Genomic DNA, 24,742 nt, shown 5'->3' with positions numbered 1-24,742 from the left:
GGCATCAAGAGCAACCGCTTTGGAGGTGTGGGGCCTGAGCGCTTGCAGCAATACGTCACCTCGACAAAGACGACATCGGCACAGGTCAAGGGCGCGATCGTGCGGAATGCAACCGAACCGACACCCCGACACAAGTGGCTGGGGTAACCGAGAGTTCCGCAAAACGTGAGATCTCGCCATCTGTTGCTCACAGAGTGCCGCCAGTCGTTCAGTTGCCGGAATGGCTGCGGCGGTAGGGGGAGGGCGATTCAACCTCGGCTCCCCAGAAGCCTTGGCCGAGCTGTCGGGCTCGATTCTCGGCGCGGCGGTACTGGCTCAGGTCGATCGGGTGGGATCTCGGTAGATAGCGCAACAAGAGGGTGGCTTGGCCCGCCTTCACCATCTCGAGGCCAATATCCGAGTTCTCGACGAAGCACTGGCCGACAAGGCGTTTATACTGGTCTCGATCGACTTCAATGCAGCGGACATGCTTGCCATCGATCATGCGGGCGAGGAAGCGACGCGCCTCAATCCCGCAATTCCATATCACACCGTTTTTGGAGCCGGTCTGGTCCCGCTCACAGGCGTCTATGGCCGCGATACGGATCGTCTGTTGACGAATGCTGAAGGTGTCACCGTCGATCACTCGCGCTCGGCCTGAATAGTCGGCCGCTGCAGAAGACGCGGTGAACAGAAGCGCCGCCAGCGCGGCTCCAACCAAGCGATTTTCTATCACGAGTGTGCCTCCATTGAGTTGCGGGCTGCCAGCCCAAATACCGAGCGGTTTAGATGAAGCTCTCCCCTCGCGGCACGGTCTGTCATGGCCCGCAAATAGCCGCCCGGCGAGCTGATTTCGGCGCGCGTGTATTTCTCAAAGGTGAGAGCGATCGCAACGGCAGCCGCTTGGTGGCCCATTCGGTCCACGGCGCGCTGGCGCGCATCCTCGGACACACCGGCGAGGCGGCAAAGTTTGGGAGCTATCCGGTCCAGATCCGCCCAACTGCGCGGCGGTTGGTAGCCGTATTCGGCTAGGCTTGGCGCAGCCCGCCACACATCCTCCAGCGCCACAAGTGAAGGCTGCACTTGCAGTTGCTTATTGCTTTGGCGCGAACGGCTCCCCAGGCTTTCCTCAAAAGCCCTCTTGCTGGCGGAGCCAGCCCCTTGCAAACTGATTTGTTCGGCTAAAGCCGAACGCCGTTCATCATTACGAGGTTCAAAAGGTTTGGGGGTTGTAATCTGTATGTGCATGTCGTTTTCGACATCCGTGCATGTCATATTTGCATCTATGTCGGACACTTGAGGAGGCCGATTCACCTTACGCAGGCGGTCGGCAAGCCACTCCAAAAGCATTGTTGCCTTCCGGAGGACGTGGCCCGATGCGTGCCTGGCTGATCCAATGACGGCTGCGACCCTTTCAACACGGGACGCGATCCGTCTCCGAATGGCTTCCCCTTGATCGATTGAAGACACGAGAGCATACCTTGCAGCACGCAGAGCGTCCCGGAAGCGACGAGCCGCCTGGTCACGAACTCGTATCTCTTCCCGCTTCTGGCGTACAAATTGATCAAGCTCGTGGTGCCGGGCAATAAGGACACGCAGATCAATGCCGCAGGCGTCGGCAATATCTCCTTCGCCATCGCGGATCGGATAGCGCTTGAAATTCGCACTGTCCTGCATGGTGACAAGGCCGAGGTCGTACAATCGGGAGAGAATTCGGCTTACGCGTCCCGGTGACTTGTTGATGTCGTACCCCAGCTGTCGGTTCGACTTGTAGACGATCGGGCGCCCGCCTTTGTCAAAGGCATCGGCCTTGGCGGTCGTTATGATAGCCTCGAGCAACGCATATTCTGAGGTCGTGATCATTCCGATCGTCATCAGATTTTTGGCGAGCACCGCAAGCTGGCCACGCGTCACCGCTCCGATTTCCGTTGACTGCGCCAGTCGCCGAAATTCGGCTCGCTCCTTCGTTATTCTGCGACCAGTCGGTCGCTTGTATTGTGTGGGTTCCCCCATCGTCCGTCTCCTGTCAGAGGCCAGACAAAGCTCCGCCGTTCACCGAAAAGGTGTTTTGATTATTGACATCGGAGGGGAGGTCTGCGAGAACGATGATGCTTTTATATTTTCGAACTGCAGACCGCTTCCGGATTTTTCGGGAGCGGTTTTTCTTTTCTAGGCCGGGTGCTAGCTCCAAAAACTGTTAGAATGTGTGAGTTGGAATCGGTTGTGGTTCCGCTCATTGCGATTTGTAGCCTGAGATACCAATTTGATGCAAGTTGTCACATTTCCGCGCTTCTGCGTCGGTTCAGGTGGCATCTAAAAAGCGCCATTGTTCCAATATTTTAGAGCTGCACTCTGAGTCGCACCCCGCTTCACGTTCAAGACCGGGACGTTTCCAGACGATGATGTACCCCCCGTTATTGTTGGATAAATTCGACGGGTGGGGAGGAGAGTTTGAGAGGAGGGGGCTAGGGCCTCCTCTCAACAAGCGGCCTGATCTCCCGTCCCCCGATACGTTTCTGCCTCCCTCCCACCTGCGAAACCGCCCGCGTTGGCTCGATGCCAAGGCGGGCGCTAGGGTGCGATCGAGGGCTTATTGCACATCATCCCAATCAACATGCTCCGGATCGCCCCAGGTAGGCGTTGATTAGCTGGCAGCAGCTTTCGGCGGCAAGGGTCGGATCAGGGGCGGAATCAAGCATGGCTTACCCTCTGTAATAGGGCGAACCGGTCACGCTGGAGGACGTGACCGGGGACAAACAGCGGCGGGATTATTCCGCTGCCATCGGGAACGAGTGCTCGTCCTTTTCCTCTGAGGTTTCAGTCTTACCCTCTGCGTTGGGGTCTGACGCGATCCGAACGTGAGGCGGAAGCCAACCGCTGTCCTTAATGGACTTGGCGGCATACTCCGCAGCCTCGCCCTTCTTCATGTTGCCGACACCAGCGGCGAAATCCTCGCCGCGCACCTCGGCAACAACGGCTTGGATGGTTGGTCTGTTGACGTGGATGAAATAGCTGTCCGCCGTAGTTTCAAACCAGTCACGCATGTCCACGTTCAATGCGCGGCCCATCTGGTCGGCATGGGCCAGCGCTTGGCTGCGACTGCTGAACTTCTTCTCAACCGCATTGACGGAATGGGCGGCGGCATAGGCCAGAAGCTGCAACAACTCGCTTTGCGACTGATCCATCAGCCATTCCCAAAGGTCAGCAGGATCGCCGGGAAGCCGGTGCCCAAAGTTTTCCTCAAGGCTTCCCCACGTCTCAAGGGCCTTGTTCTCAGCGGGACGCTTCATCGAACCGTCCAGCACTTCATGAGTGACAGAGATTTCAAGCGCGCTCTGGTGGCCGGGAATGCCCCATGCCGTGCGGTATTGCACTTTGAGCAACATCGCGTGGACAACCGCCACAAGCGCAATGTCGGGATTGTTCGCCAACTCGACGCGAAGCGCCGCCGTCTTCTGAGCGGTCAGGTCCTCGATCAAAGCCGCTGAATGGATCAGCGGCGTAGATTTCGAAGCGCCGTCAACTTCCTCGGTCGCCCCGCCTTGCTTCCCTTCCGTAGCCTCGGCCTTCTTGTCCTCGTCGCGGACAAGGCCTCTCAGCACCGACAACTTGCCCCAATGGTCGATTGTGACGATTGCCCCTGCCATTGCGAGGTCTTCGCTGCGATATGCTTCTTCGCGCTTCTGCAGGACGGCGATTTCCTGCTCGACGGCCGACAACGCGGCCTCTGCACCTTCATCCTCCTGATCCGCATCGATCTGCGCCGCCAGTTCGTCATAACGCTCAGTCAGTGCGTCAAGCTTGGCTTGATCCTCGTCGCTGAGGTCCACGCGCTGCGGGTAAACCCGGGCCATCTGATAGATGTTATCCGGCTGCTGAGCGCACCACTCGACCCATTTCCAGCCTTCGGCCTTCACGGCTTCCGCCTCGACCTCCAACTTCTCGGCAACCAGCTTTTCAAGCAACCCGCTATCGCATGCAAAGCCTCCTCCCTGCTCGGCAAACAGGTCGCGGCGCACTGGACCGCCAGCCGCTGCATAAACCTCCAACCCGCCGATCAGCGCGAGCCGCTTGTCGCTTGCGGGGACTTCATCCACGGCGAGACGGCGTTTGATTGTGTTGGCGCTACGATCCCATGAGGGGAGGGCATTCCAAACCTCTTCCTGTCGAGCGTGATCGTCGGTGATGGTGAAGGCGGCAAGCTGCTCAAAGGTCATATTCTCGGCGCGGAACGCCGCGAACAGGACAGGGGAAACCTTTGCCAGCGCAAGACGGCGGTTGACGATGATTTCGGTTGTCCCGAACCGGGCGGCGATGTCCTTGATGGACTTGCCCTCATCAAACAACGCCCTGAATGCCTCGAACTGGTCGGCGGGGTGCATCGCTTCCCGCATGACATTCTCGGTTAGGCTCAATTCCGTTGCGTCGCCCGCCTCCCGGACAATAACATTCACAGCGTAGTCAGCCGTTATCTCGCCCCGTTCGGCCAGAAGATTGAGGGCTGCGAGGCGGCGACCGCCGGCCGTCACGAGGTATCTCCCCTTGGATGCCTTGCGCACCACAAGGTTTTGAATGACGCCATTGGCGAGGATCGAGGCCGACAGGCTCTCGATGCTCTCCTTGGTGTACGTCTTGCGGACGTTCTTGGGGTCTGCGTCCAGCTTGTTCAGTGCTACCGCGATGATGTCGCTCATGGTTCCTTGCTCCAGTTTTTCCCGTTTCCCTTGGGAGCAGCCCCGCTAGTGGGCGAAGCCTCTGCCTTCGTTCTCGAAGGATGTGCCCCCACATCCGGCGGAACGAAGGGGGAGGGCTTGAGCCCGCTCCCGTTAGGACGCCGATCGGGTCATGGGGCGGGAGGAAGGAAAAACGGAAGGTTTGCCGGCCTGACGGCGAAAGCCGTTTTTCCTGACGAGCGACAGCGCTTGCGCGCTCGCCCATTGGCGCGATCGGCGACCTATCGTAAGAGCGGTACAGGGTAGGGTCGATGGGCGGCCGATCCCGGCCGCTCCTTGTGGATGCGAACCGGCGACGCCGGTTCTCCGTCTTCTGATCCAGGTTATAAAACGATGGATCTGCCCGCTGCGCTCCGAGTGATGAGCGCTCCGCTCCTCGGGCAGCTATCCATTTCAACTTGATCCAACGTGTCGATAGCGGCAGCCGCCGTCCGCTCGGATCGATCGGCGCCAGTCCGAGATCCGAGGAAGATATTGAAGAACATCGGAGCTTTCAGCATAGCGCCGCCCCTCCTTCAGGGGCGGGAAAGCGGGAATTCTCGACACGGTTTTGACGGATAAAGGGAAGCCGCAGGAGGCTTAGCATAGCGCCGCGAAGCGGGAGCCGGGACCGACTTCCCCCGCCAAAACCGTTCCGTGCCTCTACACTCTTGCCGTTGCATTCATGATGTAGTGGGCAATCTGAAACAGCTGCTCAACAGTCGCAGCCAGGTCAGCAGAAGCTTGCTGGATCTCTGGTGGTTCCGACGGATCAGGCTGAGGGCGAAATGACTCTCTCTAACAAGCTAAGTCAGCTTTCGGCCCAAAGCGGACATGGCGGCTCCCAGCTTAACCCCGAAAAGCAGACGAGGAGCAAGGATCAGTTGGAGATCTTCTCCAGAAGATCCGGCTCTTCGCACTCCATCTCCTTGTCGTTGTGGCTAACACCCATGCAGTCAATGAAGGTGATTGTACCATCATCGTAGACCATCGTAGATGTTCCTACGCCGCCTGTAGACCCGTCGCCGCAAACAAACGTAAATCTTGCGTTTGCGAGATCGCCTTTTATGGTCATCCCCTCATATTCGACGTAGCACACAGTCGGATCGGTCCTAGGGGTCAGATCTTTGATGGAAGTGCCGCGGATCTCAACATAGCTTTCTCCATCCTGCCCCCAAACGCCGTCAAATGGCGAGGCGGATATTGCGGAAGGTGCGCTGAGCAATACAAGTGCGGTGGCGGTCGCCGCCAGTTGTAGAAACATTTTGACGTTTCTCCGGTCGTCTAGAGTTGTAGATCGTAAACCTATTTGAATTCTCCCAAAACATCTATTGGTAGGAATCCTGAAAAGTGTATCTTATCACCAAGAACGTGTGAATAATTGTCGGGGAGTCTTCATGGAAATTAGATCTATCGTCGCCGGTGTTGTTGGATTGACGGTTTCATTCGCTGCTGTTGCCGAGGCTCATGCCCAAGCTGCTAGTGCAGTATTCCAGCAGCAGGCTGAACTGGATCTACGCGAAATTGATTGCGATATCAGTCGTTTAACGAACGAAATGAACAAGCTTCAGGGTCACCTATACGACGTTATCGAACGGCAGGTGGGGCAATTAAAAGAGCGCGACGAGTTCATGGACGCGAAGATAGTCGAGTGGAAAAAGGAGCTCGCAGCCAAAATTCCGGAGGTCGAGTATGAAAGCTTCGCAGTAGACAAGTCCAGAAAGTTTCTGGGCAATTCGTTGCAGAACATTGCCAAGAAAGGAACCGTGATACTCTCGATTGTGGACGATTGGGGCACTGTCATTGAAAAGCTCCATTCGGAGCTGCAGCGCCGAGAAATGCAGGCAACCATCGACAGGACTAGCCAGGACTTCAAGGATCTACGACGCCAGATCGCGGCCACGGCCCAAGCAATCAAAACGTCGTTCAAGCTTCATGATACGACCGTGAAGATCTGGGAGAGCAAGGGCGTCGTTCTCCAGCGCAATTTTTATGGGCTTCAGCGCGATTGTGCACAGCAAAGCAATCAGTTTGATGGACTCTGGAAGACCCGACACCAAGAGAAACCCGACCTTGAGATCCGAGGAACTGCGGCGCGCATTCTCCACACAATGCAGGTCGTGGACGGTGTCGAGTGCGACAATCGGATGGGCGAGTTTGTCTACTTAGATCAGGATAATGCTGAGGTCAGATGGCACACGATTTGCGGAGCACAAGGTGTTGGTATGACCGGGATCATCAAGATGAAGAAGACCGGCAAGAAGATCGAGCGCATGTGGTGTGCGGTCGAAAGGAACGATTCCGTGGATTGCGCTGATGCCGCTTTCGTTTCCGTGAGCAAGGCTGGAGACTAAGCGTCCAGCCAGCTAGATGTCGGCCCCGACTTTAGCCCGACGGCTATCAACTGCGCGCAGCATTCAGGCCGATTTCGGTCGTGGCCATCTGGGCTTCTTGTTCGAAAGCAAACTTTGTTGGCCGTCCTCAAGTAGCATCACGAACCGGCACCTCGCTTCTATTCTTCGTCCTGGAGGCTGCATTTTCTAAACGCACATCGTCGCTATTGGCGCGAAGCCGCCAATAACGAGCTGTCCTGGATGAGCTGAAGTCTGTTTAAGACGGTAACACGACCATGCAAACCAAGGCTTTCCGGTATCAAAACTCACTAGGCTTCAATTTTGACAGCGGAGCGGAGTCTTAGTGTGATTTCGCCCTCAGCCTGAACCACCGACTCCGAATGGGGCGGCTACCAGATCCTGCAAAACAGTCTCAACCGCCATCTGACACGCGATGTAGCGGCTTTCGTCCTTTTCGGGTGGCGCTTCTGGAAAATCTGTCATCTTGCAGCAAAGATATTTGCTGCGGGCGCGTGTAAGGCCGCAGGTTCGGGATCACGACGGATAGGCCGTACCCTGCGGGGCAGGGTACGGCCTTACCTCACTGAGGCTTGTTGTCGTTTCCGGCCTTGCCGTTGAGCTCGACTTGATAGCTGAACTCGAACTTGGCAATGAGCGGAAGCATCACGGCGATAGAGAACCGAAGTTGGCCCTTATGGGACAACTTCGCGATTTGCCGGTTGATGAACTGGCGAAGGCGACGGCCGGTTTTCTGGCAGAAGGTTACGAGCGTTTTCATCAGAGGTTCCTCCTTAGTGGTTGTGCGTAATCGCGAAGCTCGAATACGACTGGAACCGCCGAGTGCATCGCGTAGTGATCGCAACGGAGCGAAGCGGAGAGGAGAACCCTTTAGGGTTGCACGCTAAGGCGGGGCCTGCCGTATCGTGTGCAGCATTAGATTGCGTACGGCCACTAAGGAGCGGCCTGAAAACGCGGCCTTCGTAGCCCCGGCCGTCGCCTTCGCCTTCAACCGGCAAATCGCGATCCGGCCGCCAGGTCGGATCTCCATCGCCGTGATGCTGCAGCGGTGGGGGAGCTGACATCGACGCTCTGGCCGGAAACGACAACAAGTCTCAGGGAGCCGCCCCGCTTGCGGGGCGCTTCCGTCGTGAGGGGGAAGGGGAGTTTGAGGGGAGGGGCCGAAGGGGGCTCCCCTCATTGCGGTCGGGTGCCGTTCGATGCGGCACTCAATCGCTCCTAAGCCTGAGTGGCGCCGCGCTTGCGTAGCAGAAACCGCTTCAAGCTCCATCCGGCCCGCAAGATGTAGGGTGGAAGCGCCAAGGAGTAGTGCCCGCAATTCAGCCATAGCACGCTCACTGTGGCTCCGGCATTCTTCAGCCGTCTTAGCAACCGTTCGGAAAGGTCCGGCAAAACAACCGTGTCCCTCGATGCCAGGATGACATGAAGTTCGAGGCTTGGCCGCGCCAGCCTGTCTGCGTAGTTCTCGAGATTGAGCGGTGCCCACGCTCTCTGCAGTTGGGCAAGCGAAAGATGCGGCTCGAGGCTTGCCCGGATCGATCTGGTTGCGCGACCGGTCCAAACCATTTCGGCAAGACTTACTGCCGTGAGGAAGAGCGACGCCCGTGAAACGGCGGGCTCATGTGCCGCGACCAGTCCGGCTATCCAGGAACCAAGGCTCATCCCGAGAACGGAAACATCCCGATAACCCTCGCGCTTCAGCCAACGAATGAGCTTGCGCCCATCCCATACAGCCTGTCTGACGGCTTGCATTGTGCGGCTGAGATTGGCGCTGAGCATGTAATCCGCATAAAGCGAGCCGGGCCGCTTGCGCTCCAGGTGGTAGGGCATGGCGATCTCAATGACCGTGATGCCTTGCCAGGATAGGAACCCGGCAATCTGCCGGTTCCGACTCGTCGCGTTCCAGTGATGGAAGATTACCACCGCCTGATCGCGTTTTCCGCTTTCGGTGATCCTGGCCCACACGATGTTGTTTTCAGCAACATCGGTTGCAACGTCTGAAGGGAATTTCAGCCAGCCATCCCGCAGCTCAAAGGCTTGCTCGGTTGAATCGGGCGGCTCAAAAAAGTCCGGATCAGCGGCGGCCGTTTCCGCGAGAACACAGAATTCCTCTACCGTTTCAGCCGCCCCCATGCCGGGGAATGCACTATCCGCGTCCAGAATGAGGTCCGTGGTCTTCTTGGCCTCTTCGCCGCGTTGGGCTCGGCCCTCGTCCCAACGATCCAGCCATTTATGAAACATGGCTGTCGCCTCCTATCTGACGGGTGCGCCAAACTGGCCTGAACGCCGGATCGAACAGACCATAGGTCGCGATCAGCCCGGCAACGAGCAGCAAGACCGAGAAGCCATCGAATGCGTCGATCAACATGTATGAGACGAACAACAGACCGATCACCGCGGACATCTTCCACAGTGGCGCACGGAGGCGCCGATCGTCACCCAAGCGGAGTGCCCCATACAGAAAGACGCTGCAGGTCGAAAGCACGACGAGCAGGCTGCTGTAGTGGGTGGGCATGATGTAATCGAAGCTTCGATCTCCATCGTCGTAATTTGCCAGCGCAGCCCAGACATCGCGAACCAGCCATGTGACAAAATCGGGGCCTTGCGAAGCGAGATAAGCGCTCTGTGCCTTCATGCAAATGGCGGCAAGGACGACGAGGACGGAGCATCTGAAGACCCCCCGCATGATCCGCAAACCGATTTCACTAACATCCGGCCCGTGACCCTGCTCGCGCAGAAGCGTGGTTTCGCGTTTGAGCTTCCATAAATCATGGAGGATTGTGTGCAGCAGGATCAGGCCGGCGAAGAGAAGATAAAAGCTGACGGACATGTAGAGATAGGCAAGGGCGGTAAATACGATTGCCGCTGGCGTCGATAAGATATCGGGCCTGGTGATCCCGATCGTCCCCCAGCTTGGGGCAAAATCCTGCGCTTGCTCAAGCAGAGGGATAAGCTGCACGCCGATCCATTGCACCACGCCCGCGAACAGAACGCAGATGACGAACACCGCCCAATAGGTGTGGGAGTTGGCTTGCAGATTTCGCGTCCAGGCTTCGCCGCTTTTCAGGCGATCAACCTCTGCCAAGAGCCGAAGACGGCCATCATGCTTCCAGAAAACCAGAAGCTCGATGACGATGGCAAAGAACAGCGGCAACAGCACCATGAACAGGAAGGTCCAGTTCGGAGCCCAGAGAAAGCCAACCTGCTTTTCGATGCCGTCTTCCCGCATGTAGGTGATGCTATGGATGCCGAGGATGTAGGACAAGAACCCCAAGGCAGAAGAGCCGGCAAATATCGAAGCCGGCAAGTTCAGATCCGAGCGTTCAGCAAAAATCGCTTCCGTCTTGATTGCCAGACTCGATCGCTGCGCCGGCATTGGTTGGAGGTCGACGGATAGCAGTGGCGTCACCTGCACCGAGTCATCGACTGAATCTGGTGGCGGCATGTCGGGCACGCGAAGGGCAGCGACATTGCCGGTTTTCTTCTGCTCACGCCGCTTGGCCACCAAGCGCGCTTGGGCTGCAGTGAGCTCTTTCAGCCACTCATTCGTTGCCTCACGATCGTCGCAACCGAAGATGCGGGCAAGCCAGCGAATGTTGGCCGGGCTGATGCCTTTGTCGTTCTCCTGAAACCAGAGCTGGACGGTGCGAAGATCCACTCCGACACGGTTGGCGTCGATCTTTGAGATCGCCTCCGCCAGCAGCTCCGGGGTCCACGGGCCTTGGGGAAAACCATCTTCACCCAACAGGCGTCCTGCACCCGCAGCAGCCATTTTCTTGAACAGTTCCTTGAAATCGCTTCCATCAGCAGGGGGCGGAACAAAAATCTTACCGTTTTTTTCCAATGACTTACAGCCCAAGATTTCGTCTGGTTTCGTATCCTATCGTGCGTTGTGGACGATTTGATGGTCTGAGACGATCCCCAATGCAACTAGATCGGTGAGGCATCCGTCATGCTACTGTCGTCATCCAGTTCGCGTTCGTCCCCCGAAACAGTTGCGGCTCGATGCAACACACCGGCACGGGTATTACCGACGCCCAGGAAAGCGGGAACGGAGATCGTAGTCAGCGCGACAAGAGAAGGACCCTCGCTTCGTGAGCTGATCGATCATCATGCTGCGGCGGTTCAAGGGGGCAAAAAGGCGAAAGCACGCCGCATGGCAATCCTCAATTATCAGCCAAAAGACGACGGAGAGGCGAAGCTGAAGCTGACCTATCTTGCGGCCTATCTGATCGCGACGAGAGGCACGCTCACGGCTCAGGAAATGCAGTCGATTTCAAATACCACCAGAAACGGGTCAACCGTTTGACTTCTAGATCCTGCGCCTTCTTCTGTGACTGCAAGAGGGGCGGGAGGAGAGCCGAGGGGAGGGGAATGGGCTCCCTTCGGGCGAACCGCAGCTCGCTCGATGCGGCGAGGTTCGCAACCGCCAAACGGCGACAGGGTCGGCTCTTTCGAACCGACCCCGCAACAAAGCATCAGGCAATTGTCAGCGCACCAATCCTAATCGCTCGCCAAGGCTAGGCGGCGTTGGTGTTCCCGCCTCCTTTGTCATGGCGATGATGGCGTTCTGTGACAGCCCCTCGATCTCATAGCCAAAGCGGCGCGCGCTCTCGATGATCGATTCAAGGCTTTGGTGTTGCTCCAGAAGCGTCCCGAACCACAGCGCGTATTCATCGGTTTCCTCATCGGGGAAAGCCTGCAGAAATGCAGAAAGAAGGTGCGCAACGGCGGATCATAGCCGATTACGGCATTCTCGTCAGTCTCTCCGTCGGTCTTCAAGGTCACGGTGTAGCGGCTCAATGGTGTCCCTCCTGATGTCGAGCCGCATCGAAATGCGGCCCAGGTCCTATTTGAACAGCGGCATTGACCGCTTGTTGGTCAGGCTGGCGCGGTCGGTCTCAAAGCGGTAGCCGTCCCAATCCTTCCAGGCTTCCCAACCTGTCGCGGTGGCGCGTCCATACCAGACGCGCACCCTGACCTCATCGTTTCCAATGTTCTCGACAACCTCAACCGTGTGGCTCCCTCCTAAACCGGAGGGCGTATCGAACACCTCAACGCTTCGGCGCTGGCCTTTGCTTTTCATCGCTTCGCCTCCTACAGTCGGAAATGTGCAACCAAGCCCTGGTTGGCTCGGTGGCTTGCCAGCGCGTAAGCGCAAGCCTGCGCCAGCAGGTCGGGGTTTGCGGTCATGCCCGATTTTGCGCGTCCCTTGATGTCGGCTTTCAAGTCGTCATCACTGGTCCCGACGTGCATGTTTCCGACAATCCAGCGCAGTTGCGCATAGGGGATCTCATCGACGCGCCGAACAGGCAGGGCAGAGATCAGGCCCTTGCGCTGGCTGGCCGCCTCTCCGGCTTCACTCGCTTCCTCCTTGGTCGGGAAATAGGCTTTCACCAGCTGGCGGCGCTGCGCGTCGGCGGCGCTCATGAAAGCGTTTGAGCCGTCTTCTTGGGTGTATAGGCTCCAATCGGCGGCACTACCGCCGAACATGGCATCGCCTCTGCCGGAAAACTCCGTGACTGTATAAATCTGCTCATTCATGTGGGGATCCTCCGTTTTCCGGGGCTGATCAGGCGGCGCTGTCGCCGCTGATCGATTTCAAGACGCACTTGGCCGCATAGCGTCCGGCCTCGTTCAAATTGCGCTGCCAAGCCCCCTGCGACGGCGACCAGCGGAACCCGTGAGATTTCAGGGTGCGCCGCGTCTGTTCGTCCGGCTTGCCGGGAAAGAACAACTGAATGCGGGCCATGTCAGTGTTTTCCTTGACCGTGACGGCTCCTGCCTCCGTCTCGACGTCCTCGGCGCTGTCGCCGCGCTTCTTCATCGCAGCAAGCGAAGCGAGGCGGGTTTGCATACGGCGCAGCTCAGCGCGGGTGTTTGTGGTGGAAAAGCCGCGTCGGTTCTGCCATGGGGCAAGGGTAACACCACGCGATGCCCTCTCCTCGTCTATGCCGGTTTCCGCGACCACGCGGGCGAGAATGTCGGCTTCGCTCGCCTGATCCTTCTCCATCAGGCGAATGATGACATTCGCCCGTTTCATCCGGTCGATGGACAGCGCCAGGTCTTCGATGCGCGAGGCAATGCGCTGCATGGCGGCCGGATCGCCTGAGCGGATCGGCTCGTCATCGGCCCCATTGGGAAACGCCTTGCGCTTCACTGCCTTTTTCGCCGTCGCGATATGGGCCGAGATGTCAGCACGGCGCGCGTCTGATACTCGCATCCGCTTTTCGTTGCGGGCAACGGGGAAGCGGGCGGGGCCGGTGATAAACCAGTTCATGCAACGGCCTTCCGCTGCCCAATACTTGGCGGTGATCTCAACATGACGGCGGGCAAACACCTCTAGGTCAGCGTCCGGCAGGGGCAGTTTTGCTTGCTCCCACAGCTCCACCATATAGGCGGCAAAGCCGTTGAGGCGCTCTGCCAGCCCCTCCAGTTCGGACAGGGTGCGCCGCTCCGGAAAATGCGTGAGGGCATGGAAGCTATATTCGATGTCCTTCGCCGCGATGGTCGCGGCAAAGGTTCCGGCGAGAATGGACAAGGTGCGGTCCTCGACAACAGCGATGATCATCGGACCACTCCCGCCATAACGGTCGGGTGGGTGCGGGTGATGCGGGTCTGGAACCCAATCAAAGCGCCGCCTAGAATAACCGCATGGGAAGAATGCTCGTCCGCCTTGGCAAATACCGGATCAAGAACGGGCTTGCAGACGCTCAGGCGGGCCGCTGCTTCCTCAATGCTGATCTGCGGCGGTATGACATGCGAGCCGTCCAGGCTGGCAAGAACGATCTTTCCGGCCAAGGGCTGCGGGTAGCCGTCAAAGACGGTGAAGGCGGTCAAGCCATCGCGCAGACCCTCCTCATCGACGATAAGAACGTGGTTCGTGTCGAATGGCACCACCTCGACAAGCTGGCATCCAATTAGCCCGTAGGTCTGAGAGAACGCGCTCGGTGCTGCGACCTCTGCGGCTTGAATGGTCCCGGCTTCCGGGTCCAGCAGGTAAACGGTTGCGGTTGTGGTCATGGTTCTCACCCTTTCTCCTTTTCCGCGAAGCGGTCTTCTCATGCCCATCGTGGGCAGGAGCCCCGCTCCTGTTCCCGAGTTCGCGCGGAGCAGCGGGGGAGAGGGTGGCAAGGGGATAAAAACGGAGGGGTTCGCCCGCCCGAGGCAAAGCCGAAGGGGCGTCGCGTCAGCGGCGCTCCTGCACGAAAGCGCTGCCCCAAGGCTGCGCGAAGGAAGGACGGGGAAACCGTTTTTTCCCCTTGTGAGGGAGAGGGGGCAGCGCTCCTCTTTCCCTCATCAAAGAAACAGACAGGACGCCTCCGGCGTCACTGCTTTATCCTGGCCGAGACCCGGCAAACCGTGCTGATGCGGATGACTTTGAAGAGCAGTAGGGGAGGGGAAAGGCCGCCCCGATACGAGGCAGGGCGGCCTCCGTAGGCACATGACAGAAAAGGGCTAGAGATCTGCCACGACCTGACCTGATCAGCGGGCAATATGGGTCGATCGCGCGAGGCTGTAAATGTTCCGAACCGATTTTCGCCGAAGGTGCATGTGATGGAAGGCGAAGCCGCAGCGCAACCGATCGTCACCCGGATGGGCGGAGACAGCGGCTGCTGGCTCCGTGCCGAAGGCATAGAGCGGGGTCGCCAAGCGATGCGCCAAAGCAGCTATCCAGGGTAGACTTTCGAGGCACCATCTTTAATTGTCCCGGAGGAACAACGATGAAATTCCAGTGTGGTTGGTGGCAATGGCAGGTTTCGGACTCGATCAGTGGGTAAGCCATCTCGGACTTGAACGCGTTGACGACCCAAGCAAAGATCATCCGATCTATCGCAAGCGTCTCGGCGGAAAGATCATCGACCTCAAGGAACTGGATCTGCTTGTCGCGCAAAGGCTCCGTCACCTGCGAACCGACCGACAAATTGCGCAAGCGAAAGTCGCGACCCTCCTGGGCGTAAAGGAAGCAACCTACGCCCGCTACGAAAACGCCTCCTCCTTGATGACAGTCGGACGCCTACTCCACGTGTTCGAGGTCCTGGATATCACTCCGGAAGAGTTCTTCGATCCTTTCATCAAAGAACGGCCCCCTCAATCCGAAGGCAACTCACAGGAAGCAGAGAGAAACAAGCTGATGGAAGAAACGGTCGGCCACCTGCAGAAGCTCGACGAAACGGCCTTGAAGATGGTGCATGACCTTGTGCTTGCCATGGAGCCCCGGACGATCGAGAAGCAGAAAGGGAATGGCGCGGCGAAAGCCGCGCCATAACTTGCACTCAATGGGTTGGCTCTGGTTTCCGCCGCGCGCCGGCCGCCATTGGCGAATAGCCGGCGCTCATGCTGCGTCATTCCCCCATCTGGCGAAGACACCGCTCGGATCGATCGGCGCCAGTCCGAGATCCGAGGAAGACAATGAAGAACATCGGAGCTTTCAGCATAGCGCCGCCCCTCCTGCAGGGGCGGGAAAGCGGGAATTCTCGACACGGTTTTGACGGATAAAGGGAAGCCGCAGGAGGCTTAGCATAGCGCCGCGAAGCGGAAGCCGGGACCGACTTCCCCCGCCAAAACCGTTCCGTTAGATTCCAGAGTGACAGGAAAGGTGATGCAATGACCAATGCTTTTGACCAGGCACTGCAAAAGGCAACCGGCGGCTACCCAGTCGATACGTTGATCGTAACCAAAAATGAAGATGGCGAACCCGAAGTGTCCATGTTCGTCCTCGATGCGGACAATCAGCTGCTTCACGTTTCCTATGACCCAGAGGGCGGTATCATATTCAAAACCGCTCAACAGGACGAGCTGCTATTCTCGCGCCAACTCCTTGAGACCATCGCGAAGATGCAGGTTTCGGCGGACAGAAGATGGAAAGAGCTTCAGCGTCATTGGGTTGACGACAAGGCGACTTGGAAAGGCTTTGAACATCTTCTCGGTACACCAAATATTTAGTGAAGCGAGCGCGTCGGCTCCGGCAGCAGCTTTACCATCTGCTTTACGACTGTTCGCAATTTCCTCCAGTCTCGCAGATCGCCTTCGTTCACGCGCTCCTGGATCGCCGTTAGGATCCATCCAACGCAGGCGATATCATCCGCAGCGCGATATTTGTCTGACCTGTGGAAGCACGCGACGATACGAGGCCGCACGCCTTCCTCGGTCTTTGGAATCTGCGAAACCAGATCCTGCGCTTCTCGATAGGCATTTGCCACACGTTTGAGGTCGTCTTGCCCGGCTTGGGTGATCATGCCGACGGTCCACATCAGCGTGTTTGACAGGTGTTCCACTTCGTCAGTCATGGCGATCCCTATTCCTCTCCATTGTGACAACGCCTCAAACAGTTAACACCACGCGGACACTCGCGTCAGGTGCACATCTGCAAATTAGGCTCGCGTCATGTTCCATCTTGACTTTTAGCGGCCCATGCGTTCCCTGTTTGTTCCTTTAATTCCGTATCACGAAAGGACCAGTTTGAAATGCTCGCCGGCCTGAAAATCGAGGCAGAAGTTTATGTGCCTCTCATGCTCCACGGTTTATGCGCCGGCTTTCCGTCACCCGCAGATGACTACATCGAAGAATCGATTGACCTCACAAAGCTCCTGATCCGGAACCCGCCGGCGACGTTCTTGTGGAAGGTCGACGGCAATTCGATGCGAGACGCGGGGATCTTCCACGGGGATTTGATCGTGGTCGACCGCAGCCTGCGCCCGGTCGACGGCGATATTGTCGTAGCGACCGTACATGGCGAGCGGTCGTTGAAGCGGCTGCGCATGACGGGCGGACGTCCGCGGCTGATGTTCGAGAATTCGGATATGCCACTGTTTGACCTTCCGGAGGTCGCGGAAGTGGAGATCTGGGGTGTTGCGCTCTGCAACGTCCATTGGCTGCGACCGAGGAAGCAGGGATGACCTCATTCGCTCTGATCGACGGCAACTCGTTCTATTGCTCGTGTGAGCGTGTCTTTGACCCTTCCATTGCCAAGCGGCCGGTGATCGTTCTTTCCAACAATGACGGATGCGCCGTTGCCAGAACGGCGGAAGCCAAAGCCCTCGGGATTGGCATGGGCGAACCTTACTTCAAGATCCGTGACCTCTGTCGCGATAACGACGTGGCTGTCTACTCCAGCAACTATACGCTTTATGGCGACATGAGCGCCAGGCTGAATGCGATCTACCGGCAATGGTCTCCAGATGTCGAGGTTTACTCGATTGATGAGAGCTTTCTGGACATGACCGACATCAGGCCAGCTGATCGCGTTGCCTTTGGCCGCGATCTGCGCTCCACGGTCCAGCAATGGACCGGGATCCCGACCTGTGTCGGCATTGGCCCCAGCAAGACGCTGGCGAAGTTCGCAAATCATGTTGCAAAAAAGAACCCGGAGCTCGGCAGCGTCTGCGACCTAACAGACGCAGGCGTTCGGCAAAGCTGGCTCGATCGCGTCGAGGTTGGGGAGGTTTGGGGCGTTGGCTCGGCATCAGAGCGAAAACTATTCGGCCTGGGCATTGAGACGGCCGGCGACCTGGCCCGCGTCGATGCGCGGCTTGCTCGCAGTCTCCTGAGCGTGGTGGGCGAAAGAACGGTTCTGGAGCTGCAGGGCATTTCATGCCTGCCGCTCGAAGACGTACCGCCACAACGGAAGGGCTGCGCCGTAACCCGATCCTTCGGAACGCCGGTTACGGATCTGGCTGGAATGCTCGAGGCGGTCGCTGCCTATGCGATGAGGGCAGGAGAGAAGCTGCGTCGGCATGGTCTCGAGGCAACACATATGGCGGTCTTCATGCACACGTCGCGCTTCAATCAGAAGGACAAACCGCACTCGGCACAGACGACGGTTCACTTCCCAGAGGCGTCGAATGACACGTTTGACCTGATCCGGGCAGCTCAGAGCGGAGCGCGCAAGATCTTCAGGGACGGCCACCGCTACGCAAAGGCCGGCATCATCATGAATGATCTGGTGCGGGCAGCGTCACAGCCGCGGCCTCTGTTCGACGCGCGGGACCGTGACCAGTCGGAACGGCTGATGACAGCGCTGGATGCGGTCAACGGAAAATTTGGGCGCGGGTCGCTTATCCCGGCCTCGGCAGGCATCGAGCGCGACTGGCAAACCAAGTTTGACCGTCGGTCGCCGCGCTACACCACGAATATCAAAGAACTGCCCGTAGCCGTGGCGCGCTGAAAAACGAAGAAGATGCGAGGGATCTGGATGAGCCTGCCTCGGCTGAAGGATTACCGGGCGGAGAAGATCGACATCGAGTGCCGGCGTTGCGATCGCTACGCCATGCTCGATCGGAAAGCACTGGTGAAGAAATACGGCGCCAGCTGTCAGTTCGTCGACCTGAAGCGCGCGCTCGCGATTGGGTGCGATCGGAGGGGGACAGATCAGTGTGAGGCGCGCTTTCCTTGCCTCCTGCGGATCGGCGTCCTGATAGAACGTGGTTAGTCTCTATAGCGGCGGCTCGCCAGGATAAACACCAAGCCTAAGCCTAAGAACGGCAGAGAGTAGGCGAGGGCATTCAGATACTTCCATGGCGCCGGGGGGAAGGTTGCGACATCCGCCCGCGCCGTCCAGACCACAACTGAGACTCGCTACAAAATACCAGAAGCCGACTGCAAACAGGCAGACGGCTATTCCTGAGAATAGAAAGACGCGCTTGACCATAGCGCGACAATACCCAAGGCGCCGGCAGTGGAACGAGCCGCCCTAGTGGGGCGGCTCAGCGCTGACCAGCGCATCGAATGCGGCCTCTTCTTTGGCAAGCTTCGCTTCGGCCGCCGCCAGCTCGGCTGCGATCTGCTGACGCTCGGCCTGGTCGATGGACGCTGCAAGTTCGGCGCGCAGTTCGTTGATGTGGTCGTAAGTGGTCATCGTCAGCTCCTTTGAATGAAAACAAAGGTGCGGGACCGACAAGGGAGGGTTTGGGTCAATGACCGCCGGAGGCGGCCTGCGGGGCGTGGGGGAGCCGATTTCGTTGCGCAGCGGCGAAATTGGGGGAACCGCGCATCATTGACGCGGACGCTGCCTTGTCGGTGCAATTGGCTGATGTTGAGAGAGAATATACCTCTCCGTATCCCGCCATCTTATGTTCCTTCGGAACAGCCCGCTTTGGGCGGCGTTACGGGCACTCGGAAGGAACCGAGTATGACTGACAATCCAGCGATCTTTAGAAATCTCGCCTGTAGCGACATGGTTCGCAAAGCCTTGCAAAACCATGCCAAGCATCAGCCGATCGCCAATGACGATGGGATCGACAGTCTGTTGTCGCGGCTGGCTGAGGCGGAAGCGACGGCAAAGCGCGATGAAGACTTTGCCGGCACAAAGTGAGTGACTTGCAGATAGCGGCCTGAGAACCCATATCGAATCTAGCTGACGTAAGCACATACCTCCCGGTCCTTGCGTCAGCTGTTCCCCTCTGGAGGCTTTGACCTTCACACCTTAAGGGCCGCGGCTACCGCTGGCCCTTTTCTTTTGGGCTACGGGTCCGTTCCAGGCGGGCGGCCGGACAAGGAGGACTAATGTCCAACCTGCCGTATTCTTTTTCCAGAATCTCACGCAATGCGCGGAAATCTCTCCAAATCGAAGCGAGAAAGGGAGCGCTGGCAACGGGAAGATTGATGACCCGCTCCAGCTTCTTCGTCAGGGCGACGCTCGCCCGCTTCAAATGTGCTGAGGCAAGAGGATCCTCACAGATTGAGGTCGTGATGGCGTGAATTTGCCTCACTGAGCGGACGGCCTTCACGCTCTTGAGATACCCCGAATAGCTTTGTCCCATAGATTGCTCCGTGCCGGCCCGGTAGGTAACGCAAAGCCTCGCTCTCTTCACCGGGCGAACGGCCTCTATGGTTAAGCAAGAGTTGCCGCCTGCCACACCAGATCAGCCGCAGGTGGCCCGGGTGACTAGACCCGTCGCCGGATCAGTCTCGATCGTCACCCGATCCTCTCTGAAGTCCTGAGTCACCATATCGCCGGGTTGGATCTGGCGAACCGTCTCCGCGCCGGTCAGCTGCATCGCCTCTGCGTCTGTCGGTTTTTTCTTGCCGATCAGTCCTTGTGCGGCTTCCGCTTTGCACGGACCTGCTGCCGGGAATGAAGCTCGATCCGCGCTGCAACCAGACGAGGCCAAAGCCACACAGGCTTCGACCACAGGGAAGGAATAGAACGGCAACTTCATCGTGAATCTCCTGGCTCTGAAGCTCCTACAAGGAGTTCAGGATTGGCTTTTTCGTGTCGCTGCCATCATAGCGAGACGAGTTCACCTCGCGGCCGACACGATAAAACTCAAGCTGGCTGTCGATCTGGTTCTCGAGAAGAAAGGCTTTCGCTTCAGCACCCTGAACAGAAGCATCCAACCAGGTCTCATAGGCACATGGATCCAGCATGACGGGCATTCGCGTATGAATGTCAGCGATGTGATCGACGGCCGGCGCGGTGATGATTGTGCAGCTGGTGACGCCTAGCTTGTCATTATGCGCCCATAGCCCGGCAAAGGAGAAGGGCATTGCCTCGGGGAGCTGCAACAGCCATGGGTCTTTCTTGCCGTCCTCTTCGCTCGTGGTCCACTCGAAATAGCCGTCGGCCGGGATGAGGCAGCGCTTCGACTTGAAGGGCTCTCGGAATGCCCCTGACGTGTCGACGGTCTCGATCCTGGCATTGAACATGGCCGCCTTCGGCAGCTCTTTCGCGAAGAACGGGACGAGCCACCACCGCCCGTAGTAAATTTCGACCTCGCCGGCCTTGTTCTTATGGGCGAAGTGGACGCTCTGCGTCGGCGCGATGTTATAGCGCGGCGGCATGTTTGTCGGAGGGGGCGCATTGCCGTGGATATTGTACAGGGCATGGATTTCGGCCCAAGTCATCGTGTTCGTGAAGCGTCCACACATCCGAATGTCCCTTACTGCTGACTTAGAAACTGTTGGCTGAGAGGCAACGGCGGTCTAAATGCCCGTCGTTATTTAATTGCGGCCCAGGGACAGGATTTTAATGCTGGAGTACTCCAGGCGCAAACCTGCCAACTTCACTGGATTCAGTGGCTAGCAGACCTGACCAAGGGAACGTGCGGGGCAGGGGTCGTGGCTGGACCCGCCACACAAACAACATCTCGCGGATCACTTTATGCTAACGGGATCAATGGTTTAACGAAAATCAGATAAGCAGAATTATGGAACTTCACTGAAGCCTCGAGACGATTAAGCGTGTCGCAGTCGCCGAGCTCGATGACACCGCCGGGAATGAACACTGCTGTTGCTCGCAGGGCAAGTCTTAGGTTAGGCTGGTTGCTGATCTTGGATCGTGGTTGAAACCCTTGTCCCGATACAGTGCCTGCCAGCATGACGAGACTTAAATGCCAAGGGACGCGACCGCTCGTCCGGAGGCGCAAGGGGTGGAACCCAGCGGCATGGAAGAGATCCAATGATCATCGAGCTTGGCCATTATGCCCTGGTGCTGGCACTCGCCACCTGTCTTGTCGTTTCCATTTTGCCCGTGATCGGCGCCCGGCGCGGTGACGCAGCAATGATGGCGGTGGGTACCGCCGGCACCTATGTAATGTTCATGCTCGTCGCCTTTTCCTTCGCGGCCCTCACCTACGGCTACGTCTTCTCCGACTTCTCGGTGCAGAACGTCTTTGAGAATTCCCACTCTCTCAAGCCGATGATCTACAAGGTATCCGGTGTCTGGGGGAACCATGAAGGCTCGATGTTGCTCTGGGTGCTGATCCTGACGCTGTTCAGCGCCATGGTCGCCTTTTTTGGCACCAATCTGCCGGACCGGCTGAAAGCGAATGTGCTGGCCGTACAGGCCTGGATCACCACGGCCTTCACGCTCTTCATCCTCCTGACCTCCAATCCCTTCATCCGCCTGTCGCCGATTCCGGCGGAGGGCCAGGACCTCAACCCCGTGCTGCAGGATGTCGGACTGGCGATCCATCCGCCGCTGCTCTATCTCGGCTATGTCGGCTTTTCCGTCTGTTTCTCCTTCGCGATTGCCGCTTTGATGGACGGCCGCATCGATGCCGCCTGGGCACGCTGGGTGCGACCCTGGACGCTGGCTGCCTGGGTGTTCCTGACGGCTGGCATCGCCATGGGTTCCTACTGGGCCTATTACGAGCTTGGCTGGGGTGGTTGGTGGTTCTGGGATCCGGTCGAGAACGCCTCCTTCATGCCCTGGCTGGCGGGCACGGCGCTTCTGCATTCAGCGCTCGTGATGGAGAAGCGCGATGCCCTGAAGATCTGGACGGTGCTGCTCGGCATCATCGCCTTTTCGCTGTCCCTGCTCGGCACCTTCCTCGTACGGTCAGGCGTGCTGACCTCTGTGCACGCCTTTGCGAACGACCCGACGCGCGGCGTCTTCATTCTAGGAATCCTTGTAATCTTCATCGGCGGGGCCTTCACCCTCTTTGCGCTGCGCGCGCCGATGCTCAAGGCCGGTGGGTTGTTCCAGCCGATCTCGCGTGAAGGTGCGCTGGTTCTCAACAACCTGATTCTCACCGTCTCCACCGCGTCTGTTTTGATCGGCACGCTCTATCCGCTGTTTCTGGAGACGCTGACGGGCGAGAAGATCTCAGTCGGGCCGCCCTTCTTCAACATCACCTTTGGATTGCTCATACTACCCCTCCTGCTCGCGATGCCTTTTGGGCCCTTCCTCGCCTGGAAGCGCGGCGATCTACTTGGTGCGCTGCAGCGGCTTTACGTGGCGGCGGCGGTCTCGCTCATGCTTGGCCTCGGTTTCTGGTACGCCCAGAATGGTGGGCCTGTCATGGCGGTGGCAGGCCTTGCGCTTGCCTTCTTCGTCATGGGCGGCGCGGTATCCGATCTCTGGTATCGGTCAGGCTTTGGTAAGCATCCGCTGTCCACCGCCTGGAGTCGACTGAAAGGCCTACCCCGGTCGGCCTTCGGCACGTCACTTGCGCATTTCGGCATGGGTGTGACCGTGCTCGGCGTCGTGGCCGTCACCACCTTCGAGACGGAAACTGTGATCGAGATGAAGCCGGGCATGACGGTGGAGGCCGGCGGTTATGTCGTGACCTTCGACGGCATTCGCGCCGCGACGGGACCGAACTACAGCGAAGACCAGGGGCATTTCACCATCCGCGAAGATGGTGTTGAGGTGGCCGATATCTGGTCGTCGAAGCGGCTCTACACGGCCCGCCAGATGCCGACGACAGAAGCCGGCATCGTCACGTTCGGCTTCAGCCAGCTCTACATATCGCTGGGTGACCCAATAGCCGCCGGGGGCATTGTCGTACGCTTCTGGTGGAAGCCCTGGATCCTCTGTATCTGGTCCGGTGCCATCGTGATGATGGCTGGTGGCATCGTCTCGCTCTCTGATCGCCGTTTGCGAGTCGGCGCGCCAAAGCGAACCAAGGGCTCGGTACGGCCGTCGTTAGGGGTCAGCTGAGTGCACGAACAGACGGGCCCCTCCGCTTCCTGCGCGAATTAGACGGAGGCGCCATCCCGGCCCGGCACAAGGCGGCTTACATTCTTCAGGCAGCCTTGCTCGGCCCAAATTTTGGTGCCAGACGAATGTAAGCCAACTGGCTCAGCAGTTCGATCAGTGTCTGCGTGACAATTATTGCCGGAAGGATTGGTACAGCGCCCGGGACAGCGAAAGCCAGCGGTAGGACGACCAGAGAGTTGCGCGTGGCGGCACTGAATGCAACAGCACGGCCCGCTGGCGCATCAAGCCGGAACAACTTACTCATACCCCACCCCGACAAGGGCGCAGCAACCGCGTATGCCACGTATATTGGCACGACACGGAAAGTGGCATCGAGTGCGGGGCCGAGTTGCGGTACGACGGCAGCAACCACGACGAAGAGTACGAACGCTGTCGCAGGAACCGGAAGGAGCCCCAAAACCGCCGACGCACGCTCCCCGGCCACACTTTGGCCGGCCCAGAACTGGATGAGGACGGCGAAGACAAGCGGGACTGCTATCAGCCAGACGAACGCGTGGAAAAATGGTCCGGCTTTGATAAGGGACCCGGCATCGGGACCGAGGAAAACGCTCAAGTAGAGGGGCAACAGTAGCATTTGGGCGATCAGGAGCGCAGGTGTTGCTGCCAGCAGGAGACGGGCGTCGGCGCGGCCAAGATGCGAGAATGTAACGACATAGTCGATGCAAGGGGCGAGAAGGACCAGTAATACGCCAAGCCGTATCATCGGATCGGGTGGAAGAACCGGGACGAGAACTCCCACCAGCACAGGAATGACGACAAAGTTCGACAGAAGCAGGACACCAATGAAGCGGAACCGCGCGAGGGCCACCCGAAGTTCCGCAAGCGGTACCTGAAGGAAGGTCACAAACAACATGAACGCCAGCGACGGATTTATGCCGATCTCAAGTGCGGTTGTTCCGGAGATCGAGAGAGCCGCCAAAGCGCCAACGACAACTGCGCCAAAGTAGATCTGGACCTGATGATTTTCGAGGGTGTCACGGAGGGTCAACGGAGCGCTTTCAGTTTTCATTTCAGGCCGGATGACGCTAGCCAAGTCCGAGAGCGATGGCCACCCTTGCTATCCGGTGGTCTAGTCTTCGAACACTTCTGGTGCCAGCTCATTGCAGACAGCAAAAGGACCGGCGGGCATGGAGAACTGGGCAGGGAGTCGGATAGCAGAGTCCGATTGCCAGGATCACCTGAAGGCTCCCCTTATATGTCGCAAGTCGCTGGATTTGAGTAAGCCAACCTGCGCC

The 24,742-nt window shown here is 58.4% G+C and carries 27 protein-coding genes; 9 read left to right on the top strand and 18 right to left on the bottom strand.

What is annotated here, in order from left to right:
* Positions 1-208 precede the first annotated feature (208 nt).
* The 4 genes from AC1PUL_RS22100 to AC1PUL_RS22085 all read right to left on the bottom strand — a co-directional run bounded on the left by AC1PUL_RS22100 (position 209) and on the right by AC1PUL_RS22085 (position 5,955).
* On the bottom strand, positions 209-712 hold the full coding sequence (locus AC1PUL_RS22100) for a thermonuclease family protein (protein ID WP_480468747.1): 504 nt from the start codon (positions 710-712) through the stop codon (positions 209-211).
* The gene (gene repC, locus AC1PUL_RS22095) at positions 712-1,992 is read right to left on the bottom strand and encodes a plasmid replication protein RepC (RefSeq protein WP_480468683.1); all 1,281 of its coding nucleotides are present in this window, start codon (positions 1,990-1,992) and stop codon (positions 712-714) included. The genes AC1PUL_RS22100 and repC overlap by 1 nt, the downstream gene beginning before the upstream one ends.
* A 755-nt stretch (positions 1,993-2,747) precedes the next feature.
* Entirely contained in the window at positions 2,748-4,673 is a 1,926-nt protein-coding gene (locus AC1PUL_RS22090) for a ParB/RepB/Spo0J family partition protein (RefSeq protein ID WP_480468682.1), read from the bottom strand.
* Positions 4,674-5,571: 898 nt separating this feature from the next.
* Positions 5,572-5,955 carry a hypothetical protein gene (locus AC1PUL_RS22085; protein WP_480468681.1) on the bottom strand — a complete coding sequence of 128 codons (384 nt, stop codon included), beginning with the start codon at positions 5,953-5,955 and terminating at the stop codon, positions 5,572-5,574.
* A gap of 133 nt (positions 5,956-6,088) precedes the next feature.
* On the opposite strand from AC1PUL_RS22085, the gene AC1PUL_RS22080 reads away from it, so the two are divergent.
* Positions 6,089-7,045: a hypothetical protein gene (locus tag AC1PUL_RS22080; protein WP_480468680.1), complete on the top strand. Its 957-nt coding sequence runs from the start codon at positions 6,089-6,091 to the stop codon at positions 7,043-7,045.
* Positions 7,046-7,625: 580 nt separating this feature from the next.
* Here AC1PUL_RS22080 and AC1PUL_RS22075 read toward each other — a convergent pair.
* The 3 genes from AC1PUL_RS22075 to AC1PUL_RS22065 all read right to left on the bottom strand — a co-directional run bounded on the left by AC1PUL_RS22075 (position 7,626) and on the right by AC1PUL_RS22065 (position 10,907).
* Positions 7,626-7,823: a hypothetical protein gene (locus AC1PUL_RS22075; protein ID WP_480468679.1), complete on the bottom strand. Its 198-nt coding sequence runs from the start codon at positions 7,821-7,823 to the stop codon at positions 7,626-7,628.
* 458 nt (positions 7,824-8,281) lie between these two features.
* On the bottom strand, positions 8,282-9,304 hold the full coding sequence (locus AC1PUL_RS22070; RefSeq protein ID WP_480468678.1) for an alpha/beta fold hydrolase: 1,023 nt from the start codon (positions 9,302-9,304) through the stop codon (positions 8,282-8,284).
* Complete coding sequence (locus AC1PUL_RS22065; protein WP_480468677.1) at positions 9,294-10,907, bottom strand: RcgA family putative transporter; 1,614 nt, start codon at positions 10,905-10,907, stop codon at positions 9,294-9,296. The genes AC1PUL_RS22070 and AC1PUL_RS22065 overlap by 11 nt, the downstream gene beginning before the upstream one ends.
* Before the next feature lie 312 nt (positions 10,908-11,219).
* Here AC1PUL_RS22065 and AC1PUL_RS22060 point away from each other — a divergent pair, with 312 nt between their 5' ends.
* Positions 11,220-11,372, top strand: a complete 153-nt coding sequence (locus AC1PUL_RS22060) for a hypothetical protein (protein ID WP_480468676.1) — start codon at positions 11,220-11,222, stop codon at positions 11,370-11,372.
* A gap of 540 nt (positions 11,373-11,912) precedes the next feature.
* On the opposite strand, the gene AC1PUL_RS22055 is transcribed toward AC1PUL_RS22060, so the two are convergent.
* The 5 genes from AC1PUL_RS22055 to AC1PUL_RS22035 all read right to left on the bottom strand — a co-directional run bounded on the left by AC1PUL_RS22055 (position 11,913) and on the right by AC1PUL_RS22035 (position 14,728).
* Positions 11,913-12,149, bottom strand: coding sequence for a hypothetical protein (locus tag AC1PUL_RS22055; RefSeq protein ID WP_480468675.1), 237 nt, complete (start codon positions 12,147-12,149; stop codon positions 11,913-11,915).
* A gap of 11 nt (positions 12,150-12,160) precedes the next feature.
* Positions 12,161-12,607: a hypothetical protein gene (locus AC1PUL_RS22050; protein ID WP_480468674.1), complete on the bottom strand. Its 447-nt coding sequence runs from the start codon at positions 12,605-12,607 to the stop codon at positions 12,161-12,163.
* A gap of 28 nt (positions 12,608-12,635) precedes the next feature.
* Positions 12,636-13,634: a hypothetical protein gene (locus tag AC1PUL_RS22045; RefSeq protein ID WP_480468673.1), complete on the bottom strand. Its 999-nt coding sequence runs from the start codon at positions 13,632-13,634 to the stop codon at positions 12,636-12,638.
* Positions 13,631-14,086: a DUF3846 domain-containing protein gene (locus tag AC1PUL_RS22040; protein ID WP_480468672.1), complete on the bottom strand. Its 456-nt coding sequence runs from the start codon at positions 14,084-14,086 to the stop codon at positions 13,631-13,633. Before AC1PUL_RS22040 ends, AC1PUL_RS22045 begins: the two co-directional genes overlap by 4 nt.
* Before the next feature lie 462 nt (positions 14,087-14,548).
* Positions 14,549-14,728 (bottom strand): hypothetical protein, encoded by a 180-nt coding sequence (locus AC1PUL_RS22035; RefSeq protein ID WP_480468671.1) that lies wholly within the window; start codon positions 14,726-14,728, stop codon positions 14,549-14,551.
* A gap of 85 nt (positions 14,729-14,813) precedes the next feature.
* Between AC1PUL_RS22035 and AC1PUL_RS22030 the strand changes: the two genes are divergently transcribed.
* The gene (locus tag AC1PUL_RS22030; RefSeq protein WP_480468670.1) at positions 14,814-15,332 is read left to right on the top strand and encodes a helix-turn-helix domain-containing protein; all 519 of its coding nucleotides are present in this window, start codon (positions 14,814-14,816) and stop codon (positions 15,330-15,332) included.
* 338 nt (positions 15,333-15,670) lie between these two features.
* Positions 15,671-16,009 (top strand): hypothetical protein, encoded by a 339-nt coding sequence (locus AC1PUL_RS22025; RefSeq protein ID WP_480468669.1) that lies wholly within the window; start codon positions 15,671-15,673, stop codon positions 16,007-16,009.
* On the opposite strand, the gene AC1PUL_RS22020 is transcribed toward AC1PUL_RS22025, so the two are convergent.
* Entirely contained in the window at positions 16,006-16,353 is a 348-nt protein-coding gene (locus AC1PUL_RS22020; protein WP_480468668.1) for a hypothetical protein, read from the bottom strand. The two genes, AC1PUL_RS22025 and AC1PUL_RS22020, sit on opposite strands and share 4 nt — an antisense overlap.
* 177 nt (positions 16,354-16,530) lie before the next feature.
* Here AC1PUL_RS22020 and AC1PUL_RS22015 point away from each other — a divergent pair, with 177 nt between their 5' ends.
* From AC1PUL_RS22015 to AC1PUL_RS22005, 3 genes are read left to right on the top strand one after another with little or no spacing between them, the layout of a single operon-like run.
* Positions 16,531-16,962, top strand: coding sequence for a LexA family protein (locus AC1PUL_RS22015; protein WP_480468667.1), 432 nt, complete (start codon positions 16,531-16,533; stop codon positions 16,960-16,962).
* Positions 16,959-18,230, top strand: coding sequence for a Y-family DNA polymerase (locus AC1PUL_RS22010; RefSeq protein WP_480468666.1), 1,272 nt, complete (start codon positions 16,959-16,961; stop codon positions 18,228-18,230). The genes AC1PUL_RS22015 and AC1PUL_RS22010 overlap by 4 nt, the downstream gene beginning before the upstream one ends.
* 27 nt (positions 18,231-18,257) lie before the next feature.
* Positions 18,258-18,494, top strand: a complete 237-nt coding sequence (locus AC1PUL_RS22005; protein WP_480468665.1) for a hypothetical protein — start codon at positions 18,258-18,260, stop codon at positions 18,492-18,494.
* Between the two features lie 261 nt (positions 18,495-18,755).
* Here the strand turns inward: AC1PUL_RS22005 and AC1PUL_RS22000 are convergent, their stop codons facing one another.
* Positions 18,756-18,920 carry a hypothetical protein gene (locus tag AC1PUL_RS22000; RefSeq protein ID WP_480468664.1) on the bottom strand — a complete coding sequence of 55 codons (165 nt, stop codon included), beginning with the start codon at positions 18,918-18,920 and terminating at the stop codon, positions 18,756-18,758.
* Positions 18,921-19,193: 273 nt separating this feature from the next.
* Here AC1PUL_RS22000 and AC1PUL_RS21995 point away from each other — a divergent pair, with 273 nt between their 5' ends.
* On the top strand, positions 19,194-19,376 hold the full coding sequence (locus tag AC1PUL_RS21995; protein ID WP_480468663.1) for a hypothetical protein: 183 nt from the start codon (positions 19,194-19,196) through the stop codon (positions 19,374-19,376).
* A 124-nt stretch (positions 19,377-19,500) separates the two neighbouring features.
* On the opposite strand, the gene AC1PUL_RS21990 is transcribed toward AC1PUL_RS21995, so the two are convergent.
* From AC1PUL_RS21990 to AC1PUL_RS21980, 3 genes are all read right to left on the bottom strand, one after another.
* Complete coding sequence (locus AC1PUL_RS21990; RefSeq protein ID WP_480468662.1) at positions 19,501-19,824, bottom strand: hypothetical protein; 324 nt, start codon at positions 19,822-19,824, stop codon at positions 19,501-19,503.
* Between the two features lie 102 nt (positions 19,825-19,926).
* Positions 19,927-20,223 carry an I78 family peptidase inhibitor gene (locus AC1PUL_RS21985; protein WP_480468661.1) on the bottom strand — a complete coding sequence of 99 codons (297 nt, stop codon included), beginning with the start codon at positions 20,221-20,223 and terminating at the stop codon, positions 19,927-19,929.
* 25 nt (positions 20,224-20,248) lie between these two features.
* A complete protein-coding gene (locus tag AC1PUL_RS21980; RefSeq protein ID WP_480468660.1) occupies positions 20,249-20,932 on the bottom strand; it encodes an SOS response-associated peptidase in 684 nt (227 codons plus the stop codon).
* Between the two features lie 529 nt (positions 20,933-21,461).
* Here AC1PUL_RS21980 and AC1PUL_RS21975 point away from each other — a divergent pair.
* Positions 21,462-23,447, top strand: coding sequence for a heme lyase CcmF/NrfE family subunit (locus AC1PUL_RS21975; RefSeq protein WP_480468659.1), 1,986 nt, complete (start codon positions 21,462-21,464; stop codon positions 23,445-23,447).
* A gap of 85 nt (positions 23,448-23,532) precedes the next feature.
* Here AC1PUL_RS21975 and AC1PUL_RS21970 read toward each other — a convergent pair whose 3' ends face one another.
* Positions 23,533-24,495, bottom strand: coding sequence for an arsenic resistance protein (locus AC1PUL_RS21970; protein WP_480468658.1), 963 nt, complete (start codon positions 24,493-24,495; stop codon positions 23,533-23,535).
* Between the last annotated feature and the right edge of the window lie 247 nt (positions 24,496-24,742).

The sequence above is a fragment of the Rhizobium sp. P43 genome, assembly GCF_056730705.1.
The sequence above is the reverse complement of the archived record's forward strand: the minus strand, read 5'-3'. Positions and strand labels throughout refer to the sequence as shown.